We start from the raw sequence: 20,788 nt of genomic DNA on the forward strand, positions 1-20,788 counted from the left end.
AGCTATATCTAAGAATGGGCGGCTTGTCATTCTGTTGACTATTTGACTCAAACATATGACAATGTTTTGGTTAGTGTATGCACCTCTGTCGTTGGAGGTTTATATATACGTGCGAAAATATGCGCGAAGCACATCACTGGTCAGTTGCAAATGATTTCAATGGTGAACTAACATTTCTTCTATCCTGCCTGTCTCTGCGTTGGTACAGGCTTTTTTTTAAATTCATTTTCCTTGTACTTCTGCATTATCCATTCTCCTTTCAGCGAGCTCTTCATAAGAATTATAAGAACTTTATCTTTCTTCAAACGGATAGCATCGCCACCCGCTATATACTCAAGCGGGCGGCTGCAGGGCACTATGGCCGCATATACTTATTACGAGCCTGACGTGCTATGGCGATCATTTCCTGTATCTCACCGAGCGTGAATTTTTCTGCTTCATCACATGGCATTACCACATAGCCAGAACGGATCACATGTTCCAAGCATGAATCTGGGTTCATAACTACTTCGCCAGGCATAAGAGGGTGGCAGGCCACGGGCAGGCCATTTTCGAAATAGGTGATTATTGCGTAATTTTGACGAGCATCAGCCTGCCTCGCCTGAGTTGCTGGCTTCATAACTTCTTTTTCGAGGATGTCTAATACCCACCTACGGAATTCTTTAGCGACCGGCGTTCTGGCAAACATGGCGATCAGGTGTGCGCCTCTCAGAGAGAAAACGCGGACCTTTTTCCGATAATTTCCTGAGGTCACTGAATCAGTGACCTGAGTCATTTCCGGCGTGAATTCATCCTCATTTTGTTTGTAGAGATTACTTATAGATTTTGTGCTGCAGTACTCAAGTGCTTCTGCGATCTGTGAGGAAGTGAGCCAAAGTTTATTGTCGCGGATGGCTGGAGTGAAGGTATGGTTGCGAAACGTGAGTTCGGTATTCATGGATATTCCTTTGCTGTAAAGGTTAACACCACGTATGACGCCAATCATTGAGGTGGTGAGACGTACGGGGTTGGCGTAACCGGCAGCAAAGACCCGGCGCGGATCTCTCCGCCCCCGCACGCCCCACCATAATGCGAATGTGGCCGTGCTTAACGCATAAAAAAACCGCTTGGCGCGGTTATGCGCTTTGCTTGTTCCGGGACGCCAATCCCGACACCAGATTTTGCTGGTGCAAGGTGAGTATGAGAAAAAATCATTTTTAAGTCAACGTCGGTAAAAAAAGTTCTCTATGCCAGTGCAAAAATGCCACAAAAAAGTGTCAATTTTGGGGGCAAATTTGGGGGCATAATTGAGCAGGGGGCATGATTTGGGGCGTTAAAACGACCAATATTGTCCGATAATGTCTGCATTGTAATTGTTGTAAGCTACTGATAAATATATAAGTTATTGTTTTGATGTTAGTTGTATTTTTCGCTAAACAGTCTAACGCTGATTATGTTGTTGTGGAGATAAACATTGAGTAAACCGGGGAAAAAGCAGCCCCCTTTTCGGGCGAAAAGGGGGAGGAGTGGATTACTTCAGCTCGTCGACCATGGTGATGGCACGGCCAATGTAATTCGCCGGTGTCATCTCTTTCAGGCGGGTTTTCTCCGCTTCCGGCAATGCAAGGCTATCGATAAACTGCTTCATACCTTCCGCATCGACACGTTTACCGCGGGTAAGTTCTTTCAGTTTTTCGTACGGTTTTTCGATGCCATAACGACGCATCACGGTCTGGATCGGCTCGGCCAGCACTTCCCAGTTGTGATCCAGTTCGTCCAGCAGACGATCGCGGTTCACTTCCAGTTTGCTCACCCCTTTCAGGGTCGACTGATAGGCGATCAGCGCATAGCCAATACCCACGCCCAGGTTACGCAGAACGGTGGAGTCGGTCAGGTCGCGCTGCCAGCGGGAAACCGGCAGTTTGCTCGCCATATGCTGCAGTACGGCGTTGGCCAGACCCAGGTTGCCTTCGGAGTTTTCGAAGTCAATCGGGTTCACTTTGTGCGGCATGGTTGAAGAGCCGATTTCGCCGGCGATGGTTTTTTGTTTGAAGTGGTTGAGCGCGATATAACCCCACACGTCACGATCGAAGTCGATCAGGATGGTGTTGAAGCGAGCGATGCAGTCAAACAGCTCAGCGATATAGTCGTGTGGCTCAATCTGAGTGGTGTACGGGTTCCACTGAATACCCAGAGAGGTTACGAACTCTTCACTGAACTGATGCCAGTCCACTTCCGGGTAGGCGGCGATATGGGCGTTGTAGTTGCCCACCGCCCCGTTAATTTTGCCCAGGATTTCAACCTGCTCCAGCTGACGGTACTGACGCTCCATACGGTACGCCACGTTAGCCATCTCTTTACCCATTGTGGACGGGGTGGCTGGCTGGCCGTGAGTACGGGAGAGCAGAGGAATATCACGGTATTCCGCAGACAAGGCTTTCACCGCGTCAATGATTTTACGCCAGTAAGGCAGAACCACCTCTTTGCGCGCGGTGGAGAGCATCAGCGCGTGAGACAAGTTATTGATGTCTTCAGATGTACAGGCGAAGTGAATGAATTCAGACACCGCATGCAGCGCAGGGACGCTCGCCACTTTCTCTTTCAGGAAGTACTCAACCGCCTTTACGTCGTGGTTGGTGGTACGTTCAATGGTCTTGATGCGTGCAGCATCTTCTTCATTAAAGTCAGCAACGATTTTATCAAGGTAATCGTTTGCCTGGGCGTCAAAAGCAGGAACTTCCTTGATTGCTGCCTGGGCGGCCAGCTTTTGCAGCCAGCGTACTTCAACCTGAACACGGAACTTCAGCAAGCCATATTCGCTGAAGATCCCGCGCAGCGCGCTGACTTTATCGCCGTAGCGTCCATCGACAGGGGATACGGCGGTCAGTGAGGATAATTCCATAATTCGCAACTCCGGGAGGTTAACAATGAGCAAGAATTTGTTTTGCCTGAGTCGTCAGGCGATTACGAGAAAACATTAACTGCAGGCGGCCACCGCCAACCTGATGCCACAGCACGGCGGCACGGATACCGGCCAGCAGCGAGGCGCGCACTTTTGCCTGAACCTGTGGGCTTTGCAGTACGGCAGGTGAACCGGTGACCTGAATGCGTGGGCCGAGTGGGCTGATAACATCGACATAAATACCGGCCATGGCGCTCAGCAGCGTTTCAGACTGCAGATCAAAATGGTCGAGCTGACGCTGCAATCCGGCAATGCGGTCGCCCAGCGTATCCAGCGCGCCTTTTGCCGCACTCAGTTTACGTTCCAGCACCATCAGGCTTAACGTATAGCGGGTGAGCTCCGCATTTAAGCCCTGACGGCTGCTGGCGTTAAGCACGCCAAGCAAGGTTTCAAGACCGAGACGAAGATTGGTTTCGCTGCCACCGAAGACACCCAGGGTTGAACCGGGGTTGAGATCGATAACGCTATTGAGCGAAACGTGCAGCGCGTCAGCGTCGCAATGACCCTGATGCGCCAGCTGTTGCACCAGACGGGCTGACTGGCAAATTCCTGCCAGGGCCAGGGTGATGTCATAATAGTTCTTCGCCACACGGTCTCCTTTATGTGTGCAATCGGGTTAAACAGCGGTCAGCGGCAGGCGCTGTTCAATGATCCCGCCGCCCAGGCAGATTTCACCGCTGTAGAAGACGGCAGACTGGCCCGGGGTAACGGCTGCAACCGGCTCGTCAAAACGCACGTCAATGCGATCGTCATCCAGCGCGGTAAGGGTGCACGGGATGTCCGTCTGACGGTAGCGCGTTTTTACCGTGCAGCGCAGGGTACCTTTGAGTGGTTCACGATCGACCCAGTGCAACTGTTGTGCGATAAGGCCAACGGACATCAGACGCGGATGGTCGTGCCCCTGAGCGACAATCAGAATATTGTTTTCGACATCTTTGTCGACCACATACCACGGATCTTCGCTACCGTCTTTGGTACCGCCAATGCCCAGGCCTTTACGCTGGCCGAGGGTGTGGTACATCAGCCCCTGATGCTGGCCAATTTCGTCGCCATCGACGGTGACAATTTTGCCCGGCTGCGCAGGCAGGTAGCGACCAAGGAAATCGCGGAATTTGCGCTCGCCAATAAAGCAGATACCGGTGGAGTCTTTTTTCTTCGCGGTGATCAGATCCAGCGCTTCAGCGATTTTACGGACTTCCGGCTTTTCCAGCTCGCCAACCGGGAACAGGCTTTGTGCAATCTGTTCATGGCTTAGCGTATAAAGGAAATAGCTCTGATCTTTATTACCGTCCAGACCGCGCAGCAGCTGGCTTTTGCCGTTCACATCGGCGCGACGCACGTAGTGACCGGTCGCAATATAGTCTGCGCCCAGATCTTCCGCCGCGAATTCGAGGAAGGCTTTAAATTTGATCTCTTTGTTGCACAGAATATCCGGGTTCGGGGTACGGCCCGCTTTGTACTCTTCCAGGAAAAGCTCAAACACGTTATCCCAGTATTCTGCGGCAAAGTTAACGGTGTGCAGTTCAATGCCGAGCTTGTCGCACACGGCCTGCGCATCGGCGAGATCCGCAGCGGCAGTGCAATATTCTTCGCCATCATCTTCCTCCCAGTTCTTCATGAACAGGCCCTCCACCTTATAGCCCTGTTGTTGCAACAGGTAGGCGGAAACGGAGGAATCGACACCGCCGGACATGCCGACGATCACTTTTTTCTGGCTGTTATCTGACATGGAATACTCACGACATTGAACTTCAAGGCGGCGTATTCTATCACGCCCCCCCACCATTGACACCCTCTGTAAACGGCCAGTTAAATTCTCCGATGACCTCCAGCGGCAAGCGTGCGCCTGACTGCCAGCAGCGGATGCTTTCGGCAACCAGCGGTGAGCGCAGGTTTGGCGCGTTCAGGATCTCGTCGGCGCTGACCCACAGGCAGCGATCGATATCGTCATCGTGCGGTTCAGTGGCGCACGTTTCGCTAAGCTCAACGGCAAATAAAAATCGCAGGAACGGCGTGTGGTCGGGGGCAATCCACTGGTGCATGCGGATAAAATGTTGCGGTTCGGCACGGATACCCGTCTCTTCCCACAGCTCGCGCTTCGCGGCCTGCAGCAGCGTCTCGTTCGCTTCGAGATGCCCGGCAGGTTGATTCCACAATGCTTTACCGTTGATGCTCTCTTCCACCACCAGGAATTTCCCCTGTGCATGAACCACACAGGCGACCGTAACATGAGGTTTAAACATAGTGACTCCTTAAGGGGCAACGTCCCGCCATTCACCGTTAGCCAGGGCATCCAGCGTGTAGCTGCCCATGGCATAGCGAATCAGGCGCAGGGTAGGGAAGCCCACGTGGGCGGTCATGCGCCGAACCTGTCGGTTGCGGCCTTCATAAAGGGTGATTTTGAGCCAGCTGGTAGGAATAGATTTGCGCTCGCGAATGGGCGGGTTGCGCGGCCACAGCCACTCCGGTTCATTCACGCGTTCAATCCCTGCGGGCAGGGTGGGGCCATCGTTTAACGTCACACCGTTGCGGAGTGCCGCGAGCGCCGCTTCATCCGGCTCGCCTTCCACCTGCACGTAGTAAATTTTGCCGGTACGTTTTCCCGGCTGTGTGAGTTTCGCCTGTAAGGCGCCATCGTTGGTTAAAACCAGCAGCCCCTCGCTGTCACGATCCAGACGACCGGCGGCATAGACACCCTGAACGGGGATGTAATCCTTGAGCGTGCTGCGCCCGGCTTCGTCGGTAAATTGCGGCAAAACATCGTAGGGTTTATTGAACAAAATGACCCGCTTTGGCTGGCTTTCCTGCGGTCTTCTGGCGGCTTGTCGCGAGCTGAATCGCTCAACCCGGTGTTTTGTAAAAGAAGTTTTCTTCATGGTATTTTCAGGCGTTATCAATTGCCGCATTATAGCCTAATAACGAAGACCTTTCATGGCGTCGGACAATCAGGTACTATCGAAGGGCTCATTACAATTTATTAACATAAGATCAGTAACAACCAGAAGCGCTCGAAGGAGAGGTTAATGGAAAGCAAAGTAGTTGTTCCGGCGGAAGGTAAAAAGATCACCCTGCAAAACGGCAAGATTAACGTTCCTCACAATCCGATCATTCCATTCATCGAAGGTGATGGTATCGGTGTAGACGTTACCCCGGCAATGCTGAAAGTGGTTGATGCCGCTGTTGAGAAAGCCTACAAAGGCGAGCGTAAAATTTCCTGGATGGAAATTTACACCGGTGAAAAATCTACTCAAGTTTATGGCCATGATGTCTGGCTGCCAGCCGAAACGCTGGACCTGATCCGCGACTACCGCGTTGCTATTAAAGGCCCACTGACGACGCCAGTTGGCGGCGGTATCCGTTCTCTGAACGTGGCACTGCGTCAGGAGCTGGACCTGTACGTGTGTCTGCGTCCGGTTCGTTACTATCAGGGCACCCCAAGCCCGGTTAAGCATCCTGAACTGACCGATATGGTTATCTTCCGCGAAAACTCAGAAGACATCTACGCGGGTATCGAATGGAAAGCCGACTCTGCTGACGCAGAAAAAGTGATTAAATTCCTGCGCGAAGAGATGGGCGTGAAGAAAATTCGCTTCCCTGAGCATTGCGGTATCGGCATCAAGCCGTGCTCCGAAGAAGGGACCAAACGTCTGGTGCGCGCGGCAATTGAATACGCGATCACCAACGACCGTGACTCTGTGACCCTGGTTCACAAAGGCAACATCATGAAGTTCACCGAAGGCGCGTTCAAAGACTGGGGTTACCAGTTGGCGCAAGAAGAGTTCGGCGGTGAGCTGATCGACGGCGGCCCATGGCAGAAGATCAAGAACCCGAACACCGGCAAAGAGATCATCATTAAAGATGTGATCGCCGATGCGTTCCTGCAGCAGATCCTGCTGCGTCCAGCGGAATACGACGTGATCGCCTGTATGAACCTGAACGGTGACTACATCTCTGACGCCCTGGCAGCACAGGTTGGCGGTATCGGTATCGCCCCAGGCGCGAACATCGGTGACGAGTGCGCCCTGTTCGAAGCCACCCACGGTACTGCACCAAAATACGCAGGTCAGGACAAAGTGAACCCAGGCTCTATCATCCTGTCCGCAGAAATGATGCTGCGTCATATGGAATGGTTCGAAGCCGCAGACCTGATCGTTAAAGGTATGGAAGGCGCGATCAACGCCAAAACCGTTACTTATGACTTCGAACGTCTGATGGAAGGCGCTAAACTGCTGAAATGTTCAGAGTTTGGCGACGCGATTATCGCGAATATGTAATCCACTCGCTGGGTTAGTAAAGAACGGGAGCCAGTTGGTTCCCGTTTTTATTATTATTTTTCGTATTGTTATCAATAAGTTATCAAAACCCTTTCTTAAGCAGATGTTATTTCCTGTTCTCTCTGCATCTGCCACAACAATTTAGGGCAGGGTGTATTCGCTACTGTAAATATAAAAACTGTATTCGCATTTCACTTCCCCACTTATCAAAAATAAACAATTCCGAATTTCATTTCCTCAAAATCCTTTATCCAGGAATGACTGGTTCGTGTTAGTACCCTTAGTCAATATATAAAAATAAACATTTTGTTGTGCAATTAAAACTTTTGCATGTGTATTTATATGCTGGTAACACAATTTTATCTCTGTATATTTAAGAGAAATTATTGGAGGAACTATGCATAAATTTAATCTAGCAGCTTCTTTTCTTTTTTTTGGCGCTTTTACCATGCCGGTATCTGCCAGTAATTCAATGTCTATAAACTATGCTGCAGGCAAAGAGAGTGGGGCCGAAAAGATGCATGGCATGAATGTGATGTTTAAACACGATATGGGTAATTTTGCACTGGTCGCATCAGGTTCTTATATACAGAACACCAGCGGTTCCGGGGACTCTTATTTGAAAAACAAATATGCATCAATTATGCCTGGGCTTGCTATTAATATCACACAAGATATAAATTTATATGGGCTTGCTGGTATTTCTTGTGGTTCAAAAATGAAACCTGATCAAAGTCATGAGATTTATGGGGCAGCTTTTGGTGCTGGTTTGTTTTACAACTTAACAGACAATATTCAATTAAATACAGGATATGAATTGGGTCTTGTTGATAACAAAGGAATAGATACTTTCATCATTGGGATAGGATATTTGCTCTGACTTTCAAGGTGAATGAAATGATATCAAAAAAAATAATAAGAATATATGTTATTACTGATAACTATTTTTTATATTACGGCATCAGGGAGCTCATTTACGATTCTAAAGTATTTGAATCTTATACATATAACGTTGAGCAAACCACTAAGCTTCCAGCTCTTATTTTTTATCATAAGTATCATACTCAAGATATAATCATTACAGATAATTTCTTACATTGTTACGCAGTTTCAAAATATAGACCGGAAAAAACTTTAATTTTGCCATGTAATTATGATTTGGAGAAATATATAGAGTGTTTTAATGATTTAACAAACCAAGATTATCTTCACAGTGCGCTTTATTTTAAAAAACTATCATCGAAAGAGACCCTGTTGTTAACTTTATTTTCGGAGGGAGCAACAGATGACAAAATTGCTATTATGCTTAATATAACAAAAAAGACAATCAGCTCTCATAGGCGTAATATTTTGCAAAAATTAAACTTGAAAAATAGGCATGAATTGTATATGTATGCTTTGGCAACGAAAGAAGGGTTGTATGAACACGTATAATATAATATCTATTTTATCGATAATGGTATTGATTCCATTTTCAATTTATTGTTTTTATGCTAATTATCGCATCAATGAAAACAAAAGAATTGCATCAGAAACAACACCATTATGGCGAAAGATATTTCTGCCTCCTAAATGATTAATATTTTAATGGTAAGTTTTTGATGTTTAGTAGCTTTCCTCTGTGAATATTAATATATCCACCATCATTCAAATCTTTTAAGACTTTATTTAAGGAACTACGAGAAATTGAGCTTCTGGATAAAATGAACTTGAAAACTGAAATTTGAGATCTTTCATTCTCTGGTAATTCCCATATGGCTTCTAAATTGTTTTTTATAATATCGTAGGCATTTTTTGATGAAAATCTTTGGTCTCTTTTGAAAAAGTTTAAAGTGATTTCACAAGTCATTAAGAAAAAATGTTTCCACAAGTTATTACTATCAGCCAAACAATCCAATTCCACAGTTGAAATTGCTGTGAAAGTTGCATCCGTTGAAGCTCGAAAGTAATGGTAATCATCCTTTTCGAACATAAAGATTATCCCTAAAATATAGGGCGCATATACAGTGAAAATTAAAATATCGTCTGCTTTTCTATAAATGTCTACTCTTCCTTCTGTGAGAAAGTATACGTGTGGTTTATTATTAAGCGTGAAGTTTATTCGTTGTCCATTTGACGCATAAATGCGCATAAACTTGTTAGATCCTTCAACAATCTCTAAGATATGGTTAAACATGGTGTGAAGCCTCTGCTACTATTTTCATTCTTAAAGTTTGATGTTAGGTAATCATATAACCTTTTTAGAAGATGGCAAGTTTAAATTTAAATATGTGTTTGTGTAATTATACATAATTTAATTTTTATAGACCAGATCATCAAAAATAAGTAAGTGCTGAGCTCGTAAAATTTTATCAACCTATCATTATTAATAGTCGATTCGAAGATGGCTTTATGTTATTTGAGCGTGATTTTTTGAGTTAATGATTTACGTGGGGATTAATTTTTATATAGGAATGATATACGACTATTTACTATTTATTGGTATTGCTCAAAACAACTCTTTAATTCTATATAAATTGATGCTTAACACTTAAAGAATCATCTCATTTTTAAGTTGGGTTGAGTATCAAAACGGGGACTCGATATGTTATTTCTATTGTTATGTATAGCCTTATTGATACTAATAGCAGTTGTTTTTTATTTTATTCGATCAAATAAAAACAGTATGGATGTAACTCAATTCATAGATTTACTTTATAGAGATGATGAAGAGAAATAAATATTTATATGAGGTTGAGTAAGTGTTAAGCAAAACTCAAAAGAATTTCTTGTGGATGATTGCAGAAAAAACAATCGGCGTAGTGGGTCTTTTCTTTATAAATGCTTTGGTGGCTAAATACCTGGGGCCTGTGGTAATTGGTCAAATAGCAATTGCAACTGCTATTTTTCAAATTGTTCAGGTTATTGGGGTGTTTGGCAGCGATAGTATTTTCTATAAAAGAATAAGCATAAATTTGATTAGCGGCATACAATTAATGATGCCTATATTTATGTTGAGAAGTATAATATTTATCTTTTTTGCAAGCGTTTGCATACTGTTTTTAAATGTGAGAATGGATTTAACAGGTATGACATTAGTGCTGTCAATCTGTACGGCGTATTATTTTTACACTATTGATACTTATACAAGCTTTAATGAGTCACTGCTGAACTCTAGAGTTAATGCTATTGCAAACGTAGTTGGACTTATTTTCGGCTTAGTAGCCAGAGCATTAATGGTTAGATATAAAGTGCCGATTATCTATTTTGGATTGCCTCTTATAATGATAAGTGCTATTCCTTATTTTCTAAAATCATATGTATTTAGAAAACAATATAAAGGGATGGTAACAGTTAAGTATAACGTGCTAAAAAAAAGATTATTCCATCTGAGTTATGCTGGTAGCATTCTTGTTATCCCTTCAATCATTTCATCAATCTATCCAAGGTTGAATGTGCTTATAATCTCTTTTTTATATGGTAATCATGATGTCGGTATTTATTCAGTTTCTCAAAGCATTGCAACGAGTTGGAGTTTCATCTTATTATCGTTGTTGACTTCTTGTCTTCCGTCTGTTTTTCGAGAGAAAAATAATCAAAAAATAATTAGAGCAGGGGCTAGATTACATTTAAATATTATTTTATTATCGATTCCAGTAATGTTGGTGATTACATTTTTAGTAAACTTCGCAATTCTCTATCTATACGGGGAATCTTATAAGGAGTCAATAGCACCCTGTATTTTGTTATGTTTCTCAACATTATTATCTACACTTGGCATGGCTTCATCAAAAATAATAATTAAGTTTTCTGGGTATAGGTTTTTATTATGGAAGACTATATTTATATTGGTTTTAAGTCTGGTCCTTTCTTATTTCTTGTCTATCAGGTTCGGATTGATGGGGGCTGCATCAGCGGTTATCATTACTGAATTTTTTTCTCTGACAGTTATCAACTATTTGTTTATGCAGGGATTTATATTACTGGTCCATATCGAGATGTTTAAAATTATTTATGTATGTTTCCGGAGGGTGTTTGGAATGAAAAAATTAGATGGAAGCTAATTAAGTGCAGCCTCAAAACTGAGTCAAATTAAAAAAGCCTTCTATGATTTATCTTTAATGGTGCGCTGTTCAATGACAAATAAAAGCGTCCTCGAAAACCATGAAACAGACTCATTTCATAGGTTTCAGGACGCTTTAGAGTGAGTAATGGTCAGATGAAACGAGCTTTCTCCGCCCATTTTTTTGGGAATCCCGGCGCGCATAACGCCGGCTCGATACTCATTACTTCTGCATCTGCAATGTTATGAATTATAAAGGGGTCATCCTGAAGAAAGTTATGAATATCGCTGATGTTATCCCCCTGAAAAAGAATGAAGCCGCCAGTACCATTGCTGAGCGGGCCGGCAAAAAGAATTGCTCCTTCATCAAACCCCCTCAGCAGCCATTGTTTATGTGCTTCAAGATGATCAGAAATCGCATCAGGTTGTGTCAGGTAACTCAGCGTGACGGCGTGCAACATGGTTTATTCCTTAGCGGCAGAAACGTTATTAATGGCTTGTGGTATTAAAGAGAAAGCACGGGATAGTTCTCTGAGCTTTACATCCTCCCCTTTAGATGCGCCTTAAGCCCGGACAAACACAACATTTGAGATGCCCAGGAAGCCCAGAAACTTACGCAGAAATTGCTCCTGAAAGTCCATTTCTTCAAATGCCGTACCGGCATAAAAACCACCCCGGGCTGAGGCTATGATGACTCTTTTTTCCCCTGCAAGACCAACAGGGCCTGTTGGGGTGTAGTTGAAGGTTTTCCCTGGCTGCGCGATTCTGTCCATCCAGGCTTTTAATTGGCTGGGAACGGAAAAGTTGTACATTGGCGCTCCGATAACAATCACCTCGCTTTCAAGAAACTCAGAGACCAGAGCATTTGATAATTCTCGCTCAGAGTCCAGGCGAGTTGTAGTTGCAGGTCGTCCGGTAACAGGTCTGAATTCTGCAGCGATTTCCCCGGTGAGATGGCTGATTTCGTCTTTTACAAGATCCCGGTAAGTCAGTTGATTCCCCTGACTGGTTGCCATCAGTTGTTTCACTGTTTCAGCCGACAACTGTCGGGTTACTGAAAATTCATAATTGATACTTGAATCAAGATGGAGAATTTTCATTGCATATCGTCCTGTTGTGTAAGGGTCAGTGGATACTCTGCGCAGCATTTTCAATCAGTGCTGCAACCTCTTTGGGATGAGAAATCATGGATAGATGATCTGAGTGAATTCGTGTGATATGTGCGCCTGCTTCATGGGCAAAACTTGCCTGTACTAACGGGTTCAGTGCGTTGTCGTTTTCTGTGATGAGATACCAGGAGGGTTTCTCTCTCCAGGCTGCCGCATTCACTTTTTCGTTAAAAGCGGCAGCGGCGATAGGCTGTTGCACCGCAGAAATCAGAAGGCTCTGTTTCATGCTTAGCTCATTAGCCATAACCTGATGAAACAACTCTGGCTTATCAAGCCAGATGAGGCCGTTTTTATCGGCTTCCATACCTTTCATGGGGGCATTGAAGTGCGCAAGTGCGTCAGAAACAGACTGATTGCTGTCCGGAACAAGGGCGGACAAATAGACGAGCCCCTTTACGTTATTCGCATTACCAGCCTGGGTGATCACCGCCCCTGCCCATGAATGGCCAACGAGCAGTACGTTACCATTTTGACGCTCAAGTACACGCTTTGTTGCAGCCACATCCTCTCGTAAGGATGTCAGGGGATTCTGAACAGCAGTAACGTGGTAGCCCCGGTCCTGCAGGAGAGCGATGACGGCTGACCAGTTCGATCCGTCACCAAAGGCACCGTGAACCAGCACGATATTTTTTACACCCGAATCCTGTGCCATAAGCGGCGGGTTGCTCATAAATAAAAGACACAAAGCAAATACTCCTTTTCGCAGCGCGACCGACATTAAATTTTGCTTACGCATAACTCTATTTCCCGTATTTCTCAGTTTCAGGCAGTGTAATCATGCTGACAGGGGGGTATGAAGTGTCATTAATGACAGGTAACATGCGAAATAAGACATTCTTTGACACTGGGGTTAAAATGCGAGTTGCGTTACTTGCGCTTCCGGGCAACATGCGTTCGGCGCTGGCAGGGCTGGCTGATATGTTTTGGCTGGCGAATCAGGTGATCAGGCTAAACCCTACAGTGAGTCCTGAAATATCCAGGGCTAATCCATTTTTTGACGTCAGGACGATTACCGCGGATGGGCAGCCCGTCAGGGACGTTCAGGGACGAATCATTGAAAGTGATGGCTCATTTAATGAACCTGACAACTTCGAGCTGATCATTGCCAGCGGTATGCAGTTGGATGAGCAAAGATTTCCGGCTGACAGAGCAGCTGTATCGAGTGCAGCCGAGTGGTTGAAAGTTAAGTATTCAGCGGGAAGCTGTATTGCCTCAGCATGTGCGGGCGGTTTTGTACTGGGAGAGGCGGGTTTACTCAACGGACGGATCTGCACCACTACGTGGTGGTTATATCCAACTTTCGCTGAACGCTATCCACTTGCAAAACCCATTTGGGGAAAAACCCTGGCCGAACAGGACAATGTAATAACCGCGGGCGGCCCGCTTTCATGGGTCGATCTGGTTATATACCTCGTACGCAAACATGCTGGTAATGAGCTGGCAAAATTGACAGCTGACATGGCCGTTGCTGACAACCAGCCTTTGTCACAGCAAATCTATGCGCCCGCAGGTTTTCTCAACTCAAGACATCCTCTACTGACTAAAGCAGAGAGTCTGCTTCGTTATCAGAACCCTGCAATGACGGTAAAGCAACTTGCTGCAGCTCTGAATATGACGACCCGCACGCTGAACCGTAAAATGAAAACGCTCATCCAGGAAAGTCCGAAAGACTTCATTACGCGGGTTCGTATTGAAACTGCATCTGTGCTTCTTGAAAGCCCGGGAAAAACTATTTCACAGATTGCAAATATTTGCGGATATAGCGATGAAACTGCTTTCCGGCGCGCTTTTAGCACCATGATGGGGATGTCCCCCGGAAGTTTCAGAAAGCGGCTTTTGACAACGACCCCTTCAAATTCTGGCTGCGAATGAGCGGCTATTGTTGGCTTATCAACGGCGTGATTGATCTGATGAATGGGCTGGCCATCCGTCAATATCATGTTGTCCTCTGAATATAAAAGTGTGGCGCTGACAGATTCCCACTCGAAAGCGAACGCTGTGAAAGTTCAGTTTTTTCGGATTGTCCTAATACTACTCGCGGTCAATAAGCCTGACGGTTGACGAATGGTTGGCGTGTTTGGTTTTACCTGCTGTCGATGTGGAAAAGATATCCGGCATGACGTTAGCAGTCATAAATACTTTGGGAATGGACGCAACTGTTCGTATTATGTCCCTGAAAGATTTAATCAGGAGAAAATGATATGGAAGAGGTTATTTATGTTATCGATGATGATGATGCATACCGGTCGTTTGTTGTTCAGTTCTTAACCGCCGCGAGCTATCAGACGTTTGACTTCAGTAATGCCGAAGAATTTTTATCCTTTCCCATCGTTGATCACCCTTCATGCTTAATCCTTGAATTAAACCTTTCTCGTATGAATGGCTTTGGCGTGATGGATGCACTGAAAGCCCGTGGATGCGCTATACCGGTACTCATTCTGACGAAGAGCAGCGCAATCCCTTCCTGCGTTCGGGCAATGAAAGCAGGCGCCCGGGATTTTTTGACCAAACCGGTCGAACCTGAACAACTTTTGCGCGTGGTGAATGAGGTACTGATCGACGCGACAAACCATTTTCTGGAACAGCAACGGTTATTTGAACTGTGCAAAAATTACCAGGCGTTGACACGACGTGAGAAACAGATTTTTGAGATGGCAATTAATGGCTTGCAAAATAAACAAATCGCCTCAGAGCTGGGGATAACAGAAATTACGGTGAAGGTCCATCGACGCAGGGTGATGGATAAAATGCAGGTACGTACGTTAGCGGATCTGGTACATGCTGCCGGAACTTTGCAAATCGGTAAATCCCGCTGCCCACCCCGCAAGCTTTATTGATTAAGCGGAGAACATCATAAGTCTAAACGACACTCATTCAGATTATTATCCCCAGGTTCTGTTGATTTTTGCTACCCTACGAGAGGTAACGCCTCTCATCTGAAGCGGTCTACGATAATGGAATAAATTAATTATGAGTGGAAATGATCTTATCCCAAAGAAGTCTACAAGCCAGATTAACAAAGCGGTATTCTTTACATCTGCTTTGTTAATTTTCCTTCTTGTCGCCTTTGCCGCAGTATTTCCGGAGATGGCCGACAAAAAATTCAAACTCCTGCAGCAACAGATCTTCACGAATGCCAGTTGGTTCTACATTCTTGCTGTCGCCCTGATTTTACTGAGTGTCACTTTCCTCGGTCTTTCTCGTTACGGTGATATCAAGCTGGGGCCGGACCATGCCCAGCCTGACTTCAGCTACCATTCCTGGTTTGCGATGCTTTTTTCAGCAGGGATGGGCATCGGCCTGATGTTCTTTGGCGTTGCCGAACCAGTGATGCATTACCTGTCGCCACCCGTCGGCACCCCTGAAACCGTTGCTGCAGCGAAAGAAGCCATGCGCCTGACGTTCTTTCACTGGGGACTGCATGCATGGGCCATCTATGCCATTGTGGCGCTGATTCTGGCATTCTTCAGCTACCGTCACGGTCTGCCTTTAACGCTTCGTTCCGCACTCTATCCCATCATTGGCGATCGCATCTACGGTCCTGTCGGCCATGCAGTCGATATTTTTGCCGTGATAGGGACTGTCTTTGGTGTTGCGACATCGCTCGGTTACGGTGTTTTGCAGGTTAATGCTGGTTTGAACCATCTTTTCGGGGTGCCCATTAATGAAACGGTGCAGGTCATTCTGATTGTAGTGATCACCGGGTTAGCGACGATTTCAGTGGTATCCGGTCTGGACAAAGGAATACGTATCCTGTCTGAGCTCAACCTGGGCCTGGCGGTTTTGCTCCTGGCGCTCGTGTTATGTCTTGGACCAACAGTGCTTTTACTGAAATCATTCGTGGAAAATACTGGCGGTTATCTTTCGGAATTAGTGAGTAAAACGTTTAACCTTTACGCCTATGAACCGAAATCAAGCAACTGGCTTGGTGGCTGGACGTTATTGTATTGGGGATGGTGGCTTTCCTGGTCGCCATTTGTCGGTATGTTCATCGCGCGCGTATCCCGTGGCAGGACAATTCGTGAGTTTGTTACGGGCGTGCTGTTTGTTCCCGCAGGTTTTACCCTCATGTGGATGACGGTGTTTGGTAACAGCGCCATTTATCTCATCATGAATCAGGGAGCAACTGACCTGGCAAATACCGTCCAGCAGGATGTCGCGCTGGCCCTGTTTAATTTCCTTGAACATTTCCCGTTTTCCTCAGTGTTGTCATTTATTGCAATGGCGATGGTCATTGTCTTCTTTGTCACCTCGGCTGACTCCGGGGCGATGGTTGTTGATACGCTGGCATCGGGTGGCGTCGCTCACACGCCTGTCTGGCAGCGAATTTTCTGGGCCTCGCTCATGGGGATTGTGGCTATCGCACTGCTGATTGCGGGTGGACTGAGTGCGCTGCAAACCGTGACAATTGCGAGTGCATTACCCTTCTCAGTGATCTTATTGATCTCAATATACGGACTGTTAAAAGCCCTGCGTCGGGATTTGACCAAACGTGAAAGTCTGAGCATGGCGACGATTGCGCCGACCGCCGCACGTAACCCTATTCCGTGGCAGAGAAGGTTGCGCAATATCGCCTATCTGCCGAAACGTTCTCTGGTGAAACGCTTTATGGACGACGTTATCCAGCCTGCCATGACGTTGGTTCAGGAAGAGCTGAACAAGCAGGGGACGCTGAGTCACATCAATGATGCGACTGACGATCGTCTTCGGCTTGAGGTTGATTTGGGCAATGAGCTGAACTTTATTTATGAAGTAAGGCTTCGCGGCTATAATTCGCCAACTTTTGCTCTTGCCGCAATGGATAATGATGAGCAACAGGCAGAGCAACACCGCTATTATCGTGCAGAAGTGTATCTGAAAGAGGGCGGTCAGAATTATGATGTGATGGGCTGGAATCAGGAACAGCTTATCAATGACATACTTGACCAGTACGAAAAACATCTCCACTTCCTGCACCTGGTTCGTTAATACAAAATGCCGTCTGCCGGGACGGCATTTATTTTGCCACTGACTGTAAGAGACTGCCCAATGTTAGCAACTACACTGATCGTTATTGTTGCGTTAATCCATCTCTATATTCTGGTGCTGGAGATGTTCCTGTGGAACACAAAAACAGGTCAAAAGGCCTTTAATCTAACCCCCGACTTTGCGCGTGAAACCCGCGTACTGGCCGCGAATCAGGGGCTGTATAACGGTTTTCTGGCGGCGGGGCTGCTCTGGGGACTCTGGCTCGGTGAACGCGGCGTCCATGTGACCGTCTTTTTCCTGAGCTGCGTGTTCATTGCCGGAATGTTTGGGGCAGCGACTGCCAGTCGAAAAATCCTGTATGTTCAGGCTATACCGGCGCTCGCTGCCTTACTTGCGATGCTTGTCTGAGCCAACACTATGGTCAACGTGACGCGTCCGATATACTCGGTGCATCACCCGCTAAATGGCAGACAAGAGACTGTTTATGAACAACGATATCCCGCTTAAATATTATGACATCGTCGATGAGTATTCGACGGAAACCGCGGAGCCAGTCAGTGAGTCAGAGCATGACGCGCTGGCGCACTATTTCCAGCTGCTCCTCACTCGTTTAAGCAACAACGAGGAGATCAGCGAGGAAGCCCAGCAGGAGATGGCCAGTGAAGCCGGGATCCGCGCGGCACGCATCGATGATATTGCGAACTTTCTCAATCAATGGGGCAACGAGTAGCCCGCTTCAGACTCCGATATGCTGATGCTTTGCCAGACAGCTCAGCATTACGCTATCGGACCACATGCATTTTTTTCGCAACCCAGGTGAAGAGGGTTTACCGATAAACAGGGCAAAAATAAACACCAGGCAAAAGAGTACCAGGGGAAACAAAAAGGGCATTTTCACAGTGTTGACCCAATAAAAGTGTATTTCACGGTAATCTACCGTCTGATTGTGACGAATATGTTTTGGGTGATAAATGGAAAACCCCGATCTGGAAAGACTTTACCTTGAAACCAACGCCAAAACGCTGGCGATGTGGGAAACGCAGGACGGTATCGGTTCGCGAAGAGCTCCCTGTTACGCGTCGGGCAGTTTCGCACTGGCGACGGGGTTCCAGCCGGAAATCGCAGAGTCTGTTGATGTTTTATTCCGGGAACTGGAGTCGCTTACCTGTCAGGATCCGCTGGCCGATCTCCAGCCGCGCCCGGGTTTCCATTTTACCTTTGTTCCGTTGACGTTGCCTCTTTATGAGAAGAACGCACGTTTGCCGGTGAAAACGCATCAGCTCCTCGACGCGTGGTCACCGTTTGCGGGGCAGGTCATCACCATCAGAGCGCTCCGGCTGGTGGCGTTGCCGGGCCAGCTTCTTCTTGCCGGACTACCCGATTCTCCCGCCCCGGCACAACGAAAGGCATTTTGCGAAACGCTGTTAACAACGCACTGGCAAGATGAACTGCGGTTACGTCATGATAAGACACCGCTACCCGCGCCTTTCTGGCATACCACACTGCTACGCTATCAGGCTGATTATATGCCAGAGCCCCTGAGGGCATTTTTCCGGGCACGGCAATCGCTGCGCTTTGGCGACGTCTGCGGCTCTCTTGATCTCCGGCTGGTCAATTATAACTGGACGTACTCCACACCGGTCACGCCGGGTATGATTGCATCCTAAGGCTCAGGTTGCCGTACGGTACATGTCAGTTTTTTGGCCAGCTCACTCCGGGCGAGTGATTTTGAGAAATACCACCCCTGAATCAGGGCGTCCGGATACCTGTCCGCAATAAAGCGATATTGTGTTTCGCTCTCCACCCCTTCAAAAACAAGCGTTTTATTCAGTCGGGCGAGGGCATCGCAAAAAATCGCAAAAATATTCTGCTTATAATGTTCAGTGATACCGTCAACCAGTGACTTGTCGATTTTAATCTCGTCATATTCCAGCAGGGAGAGCCTGTCCAGATTTGAGTTTTGTACCCCAAAATCGTCTATCGAGATCCTCACGCCCAGGGACTTAAGCTCAAGGCAAAATCCTTCCAGAATATCCGCACTGGACACTGCTTTTTCTGAAAGCTCAACTTTTATTAAAGACAGCGGGATATTATTCCGTGAGCATTCACGACGCAATACCTGAATAAACAGGCCATCTTCAATCTCTGTTCGCCCCACGTTAAGGGAGATCATTAGCTGATGTTTAATGGCAAGCGGCGCGATTTCAGACAGTGATTTTGCAATGATATTAATATAATACTGCCGGTACAGACCTATTTTCTTAATTAAAGGGATAAACAATTCCGGGGAGACATCTGCCTGATTGTAATCACGCCATCTCGACAGCACTTCAACACCAACAATTTTGTGATCCTCAATACGTATAATCGGCTGGTAATTGACGCTGATGGTATTGGTTTTTACCGCTTTAACCAGCGTTCGCTCCAGAGAAAAGCGATCTTCGTAAATACGCATGAAAAACAGCGTTATCGCCGTCCAGATAAACGACAAAATGGCCGTCAGAAGAATAAACACCACGATGGGTAACGAGGCCAGGCCCGCATCGTGATGCTTCACAATGACACATAAATCCCAACGGGCACTGCACTGTGTGAGGGTTAAGGTAAAGAGTGTTGAATGCAACCAGTTCTGTTTTACGGATTCAGGTGTGACCAGGAAAAATGTTCGCCCGAAATCTTTGGTCGTCGCACTCAGGGAGTAGTTTGCCGTAACCGGTGTAAATTTGTCGTAGGCATAACGGGAGGTGAAAATAATAACATTATTATAAATGGCTGCGTTGCCGGTGAAAAAATCTTTTTTCGAAAACTGCGCCAGCAGGAACCCTCGTGGCGTTTTATGAAGTTCTGCCGGAACGGGGACGGGAGTGGCAAGTTTTCCCCAAAAGGCAGTACAGGCAACTTTGCCGTTTTCAACAAAACCGATATCGGCAAAATAGGGGCTATCGAGTTTAATCTTTCGATAGCCATCAAGGCTGGTTTCATCACAGCCTTGCGCCGTAACATTTTTAAGCGCAAGGGCGACGCTTTCGGACAATCCTTCGGAATAGTGCAAAAGCGTATGGGCGACTTCACGCTGTTTATCCCGCTGCTGGCTGACGATAACCGCATTCACTGCATAAAGAGACAGAATGACCAGAATCGTTGATATGATAGCAACGGCAATGATCTTTTTCATTTTCCGGTTATCCTGTCAGCTCCCTGATGGGGTGAATCTTAACACAGGCAGGGCAGCGTACAAGCCCGCGTGTGATGGCAGCCTTCAGTAGATCGCTGTAATAGTACCTGACGCAAATTTTAGATAAATAAAATAATAACCGTTCCCTGTCGCACGCTTAAGTGCAATTTATTTTCCTCTTAACCTGACCTTTGTTAGAGTGGCAAGAGTTGTCAGCCA

Annotated in this window: 20 protein-coding genes and 1 pseudogene; 10 read left to right on the forward strand and 11 right to left on the reverse strand. The window is 46.5% G+C overall.

Going from position 1 to position 20,788, the window contains the following annotated elements; genetic code table 11:
* Positions 1 to 355: 355 nt before the first annotated feature.
* The 6 genes from ACTJJI_RS04905 to rluE all read right to left on the reverse strand — a co-directional run bounded on the left by ACTJJI_RS04905 (position 356) and on the right by rluE (position 5,847).
* Positions 356 to 937, reverse strand: a complete 582-nt coding sequence (locus tag ACTJJI_RS04905; RefSeq protein ID WP_440653278.1) for a BRO-N domain-containing protein — start codon at positions 935 to 937, stop codon at positions 356 to 358.
* Between the two features lie 573 nt (positions 938 to 1,510).
* Positions 1,511 to 2,881 (reverse strand): adenylosuccinate lyase, encoded by a 1,371-nt coding sequence (gene purB / locus ACTJJI_RS04910; protein ID WP_014831475.1) that lies wholly within the window; start codon positions 2,879 to 2,881, stop codon positions 1,511 to 1,513.
* Positions 2,882 to 2,900: 19 nt separating this feature from the next.
* On the reverse strand, positions 2,901 to 3,530 hold the full coding sequence (gene hflD / locus ACTJJI_RS04915) for a high frequency lysogenization protein HflD (protein WP_014169611.1): 630 nt from the start codon (positions 3,528 to 3,530) through the stop codon (positions 2,901 to 2,903).
* Between the two features lie 27 nt (positions 3,531 to 3,557).
* Positions 3,558 to 4,670 (reverse strand): tRNA 2-thiouridine(34) synthase MnmA, encoded by a 1,113-nt coding sequence (mnmA, locus tag ACTJJI_RS04920; RefSeq protein ID WP_014831476.1) that lies wholly within the window; start codon positions 4,668 to 4,670, stop codon positions 3,558 to 3,560.
* Between the two features lie 40 nt (positions 4,671 to 4,710).
* A complete protein-coding gene (locus tag ACTJJI_RS04925) occupies positions 4,711 to 5,184 on the reverse strand; it encodes an NUDIX hydrolase (protein ID WP_050861093.1) in 474 nt (157 codons plus the stop codon).
* 9 nt (positions 5,185 to 5,193) lie between these two features.
* A complete protein-coding gene (gene rluE / locus ACTJJI_RS04930; RefSeq protein ID WP_014831478.1) occupies positions 5,194 to 5,847 on the reverse strand; it encodes a 23S rRNA pseudouridine(2457) synthase RluE in 654 nt (217 codons plus the stop codon).
* Between the two features lie 117 nt (positions 5,848 to 5,964).
* Between rluE and icd the strand changes: the two genes are divergently transcribed.
* From icd to ACTJJI_RS04945, 3 genes are all read left to right on the forward strand, one after another.
* Positions 5,965 to 7,215, forward strand: a complete 1,251-nt coding sequence (gene icd / locus ACTJJI_RS04935) for an NADP-dependent isocitrate dehydrogenase (RefSeq protein WP_440653281.1) — start codon at positions 5,965 to 5,967, stop codon at positions 7,213 to 7,215.
* A gap of 397 nt (positions 7,216 to 7,612) precedes the next feature.
* Complete coding sequence (locus tag ACTJJI_RS04940; RefSeq protein ID WP_440653283.1) at positions 7,613 to 8,095, forward strand: hypothetical protein; 483 nt, start codon at positions 7,613 to 7,615, stop codon at positions 8,093 to 8,095.
* Positions 8,096 to 8,112: 17 nt separating this feature from the next.
* A complete protein-coding gene (locus ACTJJI_RS04945; protein WP_050859540.1) occupies positions 8,113 to 8,649 on the forward strand; it encodes a helix-turn-helix transcriptional regulator in 537 nt (178 codons plus the stop codon).
* A 142-nt stretch (positions 8,650 to 8,791) separates the two neighbouring features.
* On the opposite strand, the gene ACTJJI_RS04950 is transcribed toward ACTJJI_RS04945, so the two are convergent.
* Positions 8,792 to 9,391 (reverse strand): helix-turn-helix domain-containing protein, encoded by a 600-nt coding sequence (locus ACTJJI_RS04950; RefSeq protein ID WP_014831481.1) that lies wholly within the window; start codon positions 9,389 to 9,391, stop codon positions 8,792 to 8,794.
* Between the two features lie 565 nt (positions 9,392 to 9,956).
* On the opposite strand from ACTJJI_RS04950, the gene ACTJJI_RS04955 reads away from it, so the two are divergent.
* Positions 9,957 to 11,258 carry an oligosaccharide flippase family protein gene (locus ACTJJI_RS04955; protein ID WP_440653285.1) on the forward strand — a complete coding sequence of 434 codons (1,302 nt, stop codon included), beginning with the start codon at positions 9,957 to 9,959 and terminating at the stop codon, positions 11,256 to 11,258.
* A gap of 151 nt (positions 11,259 to 11,409) precedes the next feature.
* Here ACTJJI_RS04955 and ACTJJI_RS04960 read toward each other — a convergent pair whose 3' ends face one another.
* The 3 genes and pseudogenes from ACTJJI_RS04960 to ACTJJI_RS04970 all read right to left on the reverse strand — a co-directional run bounded on the left by ACTJJI_RS04960 (position 11,410) and on the right by ACTJJI_RS04970 (position 13,162).
* Entirely contained in the window at positions 11,410 to 11,718 is a 309-nt protein-coding gene (locus tag ACTJJI_RS04960) for a YciI family protein (RefSeq protein ID WP_014831483.1), read from the reverse strand.
* Positions 11,719 to 11,721: 3 nt separating this feature from the next.
* Positions 11,722 to 12,357, reverse strand: a pseudogene (locus ACTJJI_RS04965) (FMN-dependent NADH-azoreductase).
* Positions 12,358 to 12,382: 25 nt separating this feature from the next.
* Positions 12,383 to 13,162, reverse strand: coding sequence for an alpha/beta hydrolase (locus ACTJJI_RS04970; RefSeq protein WP_440653288.1), 780 nt, complete (start codon positions 13,160 to 13,162; stop codon positions 12,383 to 12,385).
* A gap of 71 nt (positions 13,163 to 13,233) precedes the next feature.
* Between ACTJJI_RS04970 and ACTJJI_RS04975 the strand changes: the two genes are divergently transcribed.
* The 6 genes from ACTJJI_RS04975 to ACTJJI_RS05000 all read left to right on the forward strand — a co-directional run bounded on the left by ACTJJI_RS04975 (position 13,234) and on the right by ACTJJI_RS05000 (position 19,061).
* Complete coding sequence (locus ACTJJI_RS04975) at positions 13,234 to 14,298, forward strand: GlxA family transcriptional regulator (RefSeq protein ID WP_440653543.1); 1,065 nt, start codon at positions 13,234 to 13,236, stop codon at positions 14,296 to 14,298.
* Positions 14,299 to 14,627: 329 nt separating this feature from the next.
* On the forward strand, positions 14,628 to 15,263 hold the full coding sequence (locus ACTJJI_RS04980; RefSeq protein ID WP_440653290.1) for a response regulator transcription factor: 636 nt from the start codon (positions 14,628 to 14,630) through the stop codon (positions 15,261 to 15,263).
* A gap of 133 nt (positions 15,264 to 15,396) precedes the next feature.
* Positions 15,397 to 17,394, forward strand: a complete 1,998-nt coding sequence (locus ACTJJI_RS04985; RefSeq protein ID WP_440653292.1) for a BCCT family transporter — start codon at positions 15,397 to 15,399, stop codon at positions 17,392 to 17,394.
* 60 nt (positions 17,395 to 17,454) lie between these two features.
* Positions 17,455 to 17,802 carry a DUF1304 domain-containing protein gene (locus tag ACTJJI_RS04990; protein ID WP_014831489.1) on the forward strand — a complete coding sequence of 116 codons (348 nt, stop codon included), beginning with the start codon at positions 17,455 to 17,457 and terminating at the stop codon, positions 17,800 to 17,802.
* A 76-nt stretch (positions 17,803 to 17,878) separates the two neighbouring features.
* Entirely contained in the window at positions 17,879 to 18,124 is a 246-nt protein-coding gene (locus ACTJJI_RS04995; protein ID WP_046888554.1) for a YmjA family protein, read from the forward strand.
* 241 nt (positions 18,125 to 18,365) lie between these two features.
* A complete protein-coding gene (locus ACTJJI_RS05000; protein ID WP_440653294.1) occupies positions 18,366 to 19,061 on the forward strand; it encodes a hypothetical protein in 696 nt (231 codons plus the stop codon).
* Here the strand turns inward: ACTJJI_RS05000 and ACTJJI_RS05005 are convergent.
* On the reverse strand, positions 19,058 to 20,569 hold the full coding sequence (locus tag ACTJJI_RS05005) for an EAL domain-containing protein (protein WP_014831491.1): 1,512 nt from the start codon (positions 20,567 to 20,569) through the stop codon (positions 19,058 to 19,060). The two genes, ACTJJI_RS05000 and ACTJJI_RS05005, sit on opposite strands and share 4 nt — an antisense overlap.
* Between the last annotated feature and the right edge of the window lie 219 nt (positions 20,570 to 20,788).

Origin of the sequence: Enterobacter sp. 22466 (assembly GCF_052044775.1) — a bacterium.
In the GTDB taxonomy this organism is placed as follows: Bacteria; Pseudomonadota; Gammaproteobacteria; order Enterobacterales; family Enterobacteriaceae; genus Enterobacter; species Enterobacter dissolvens.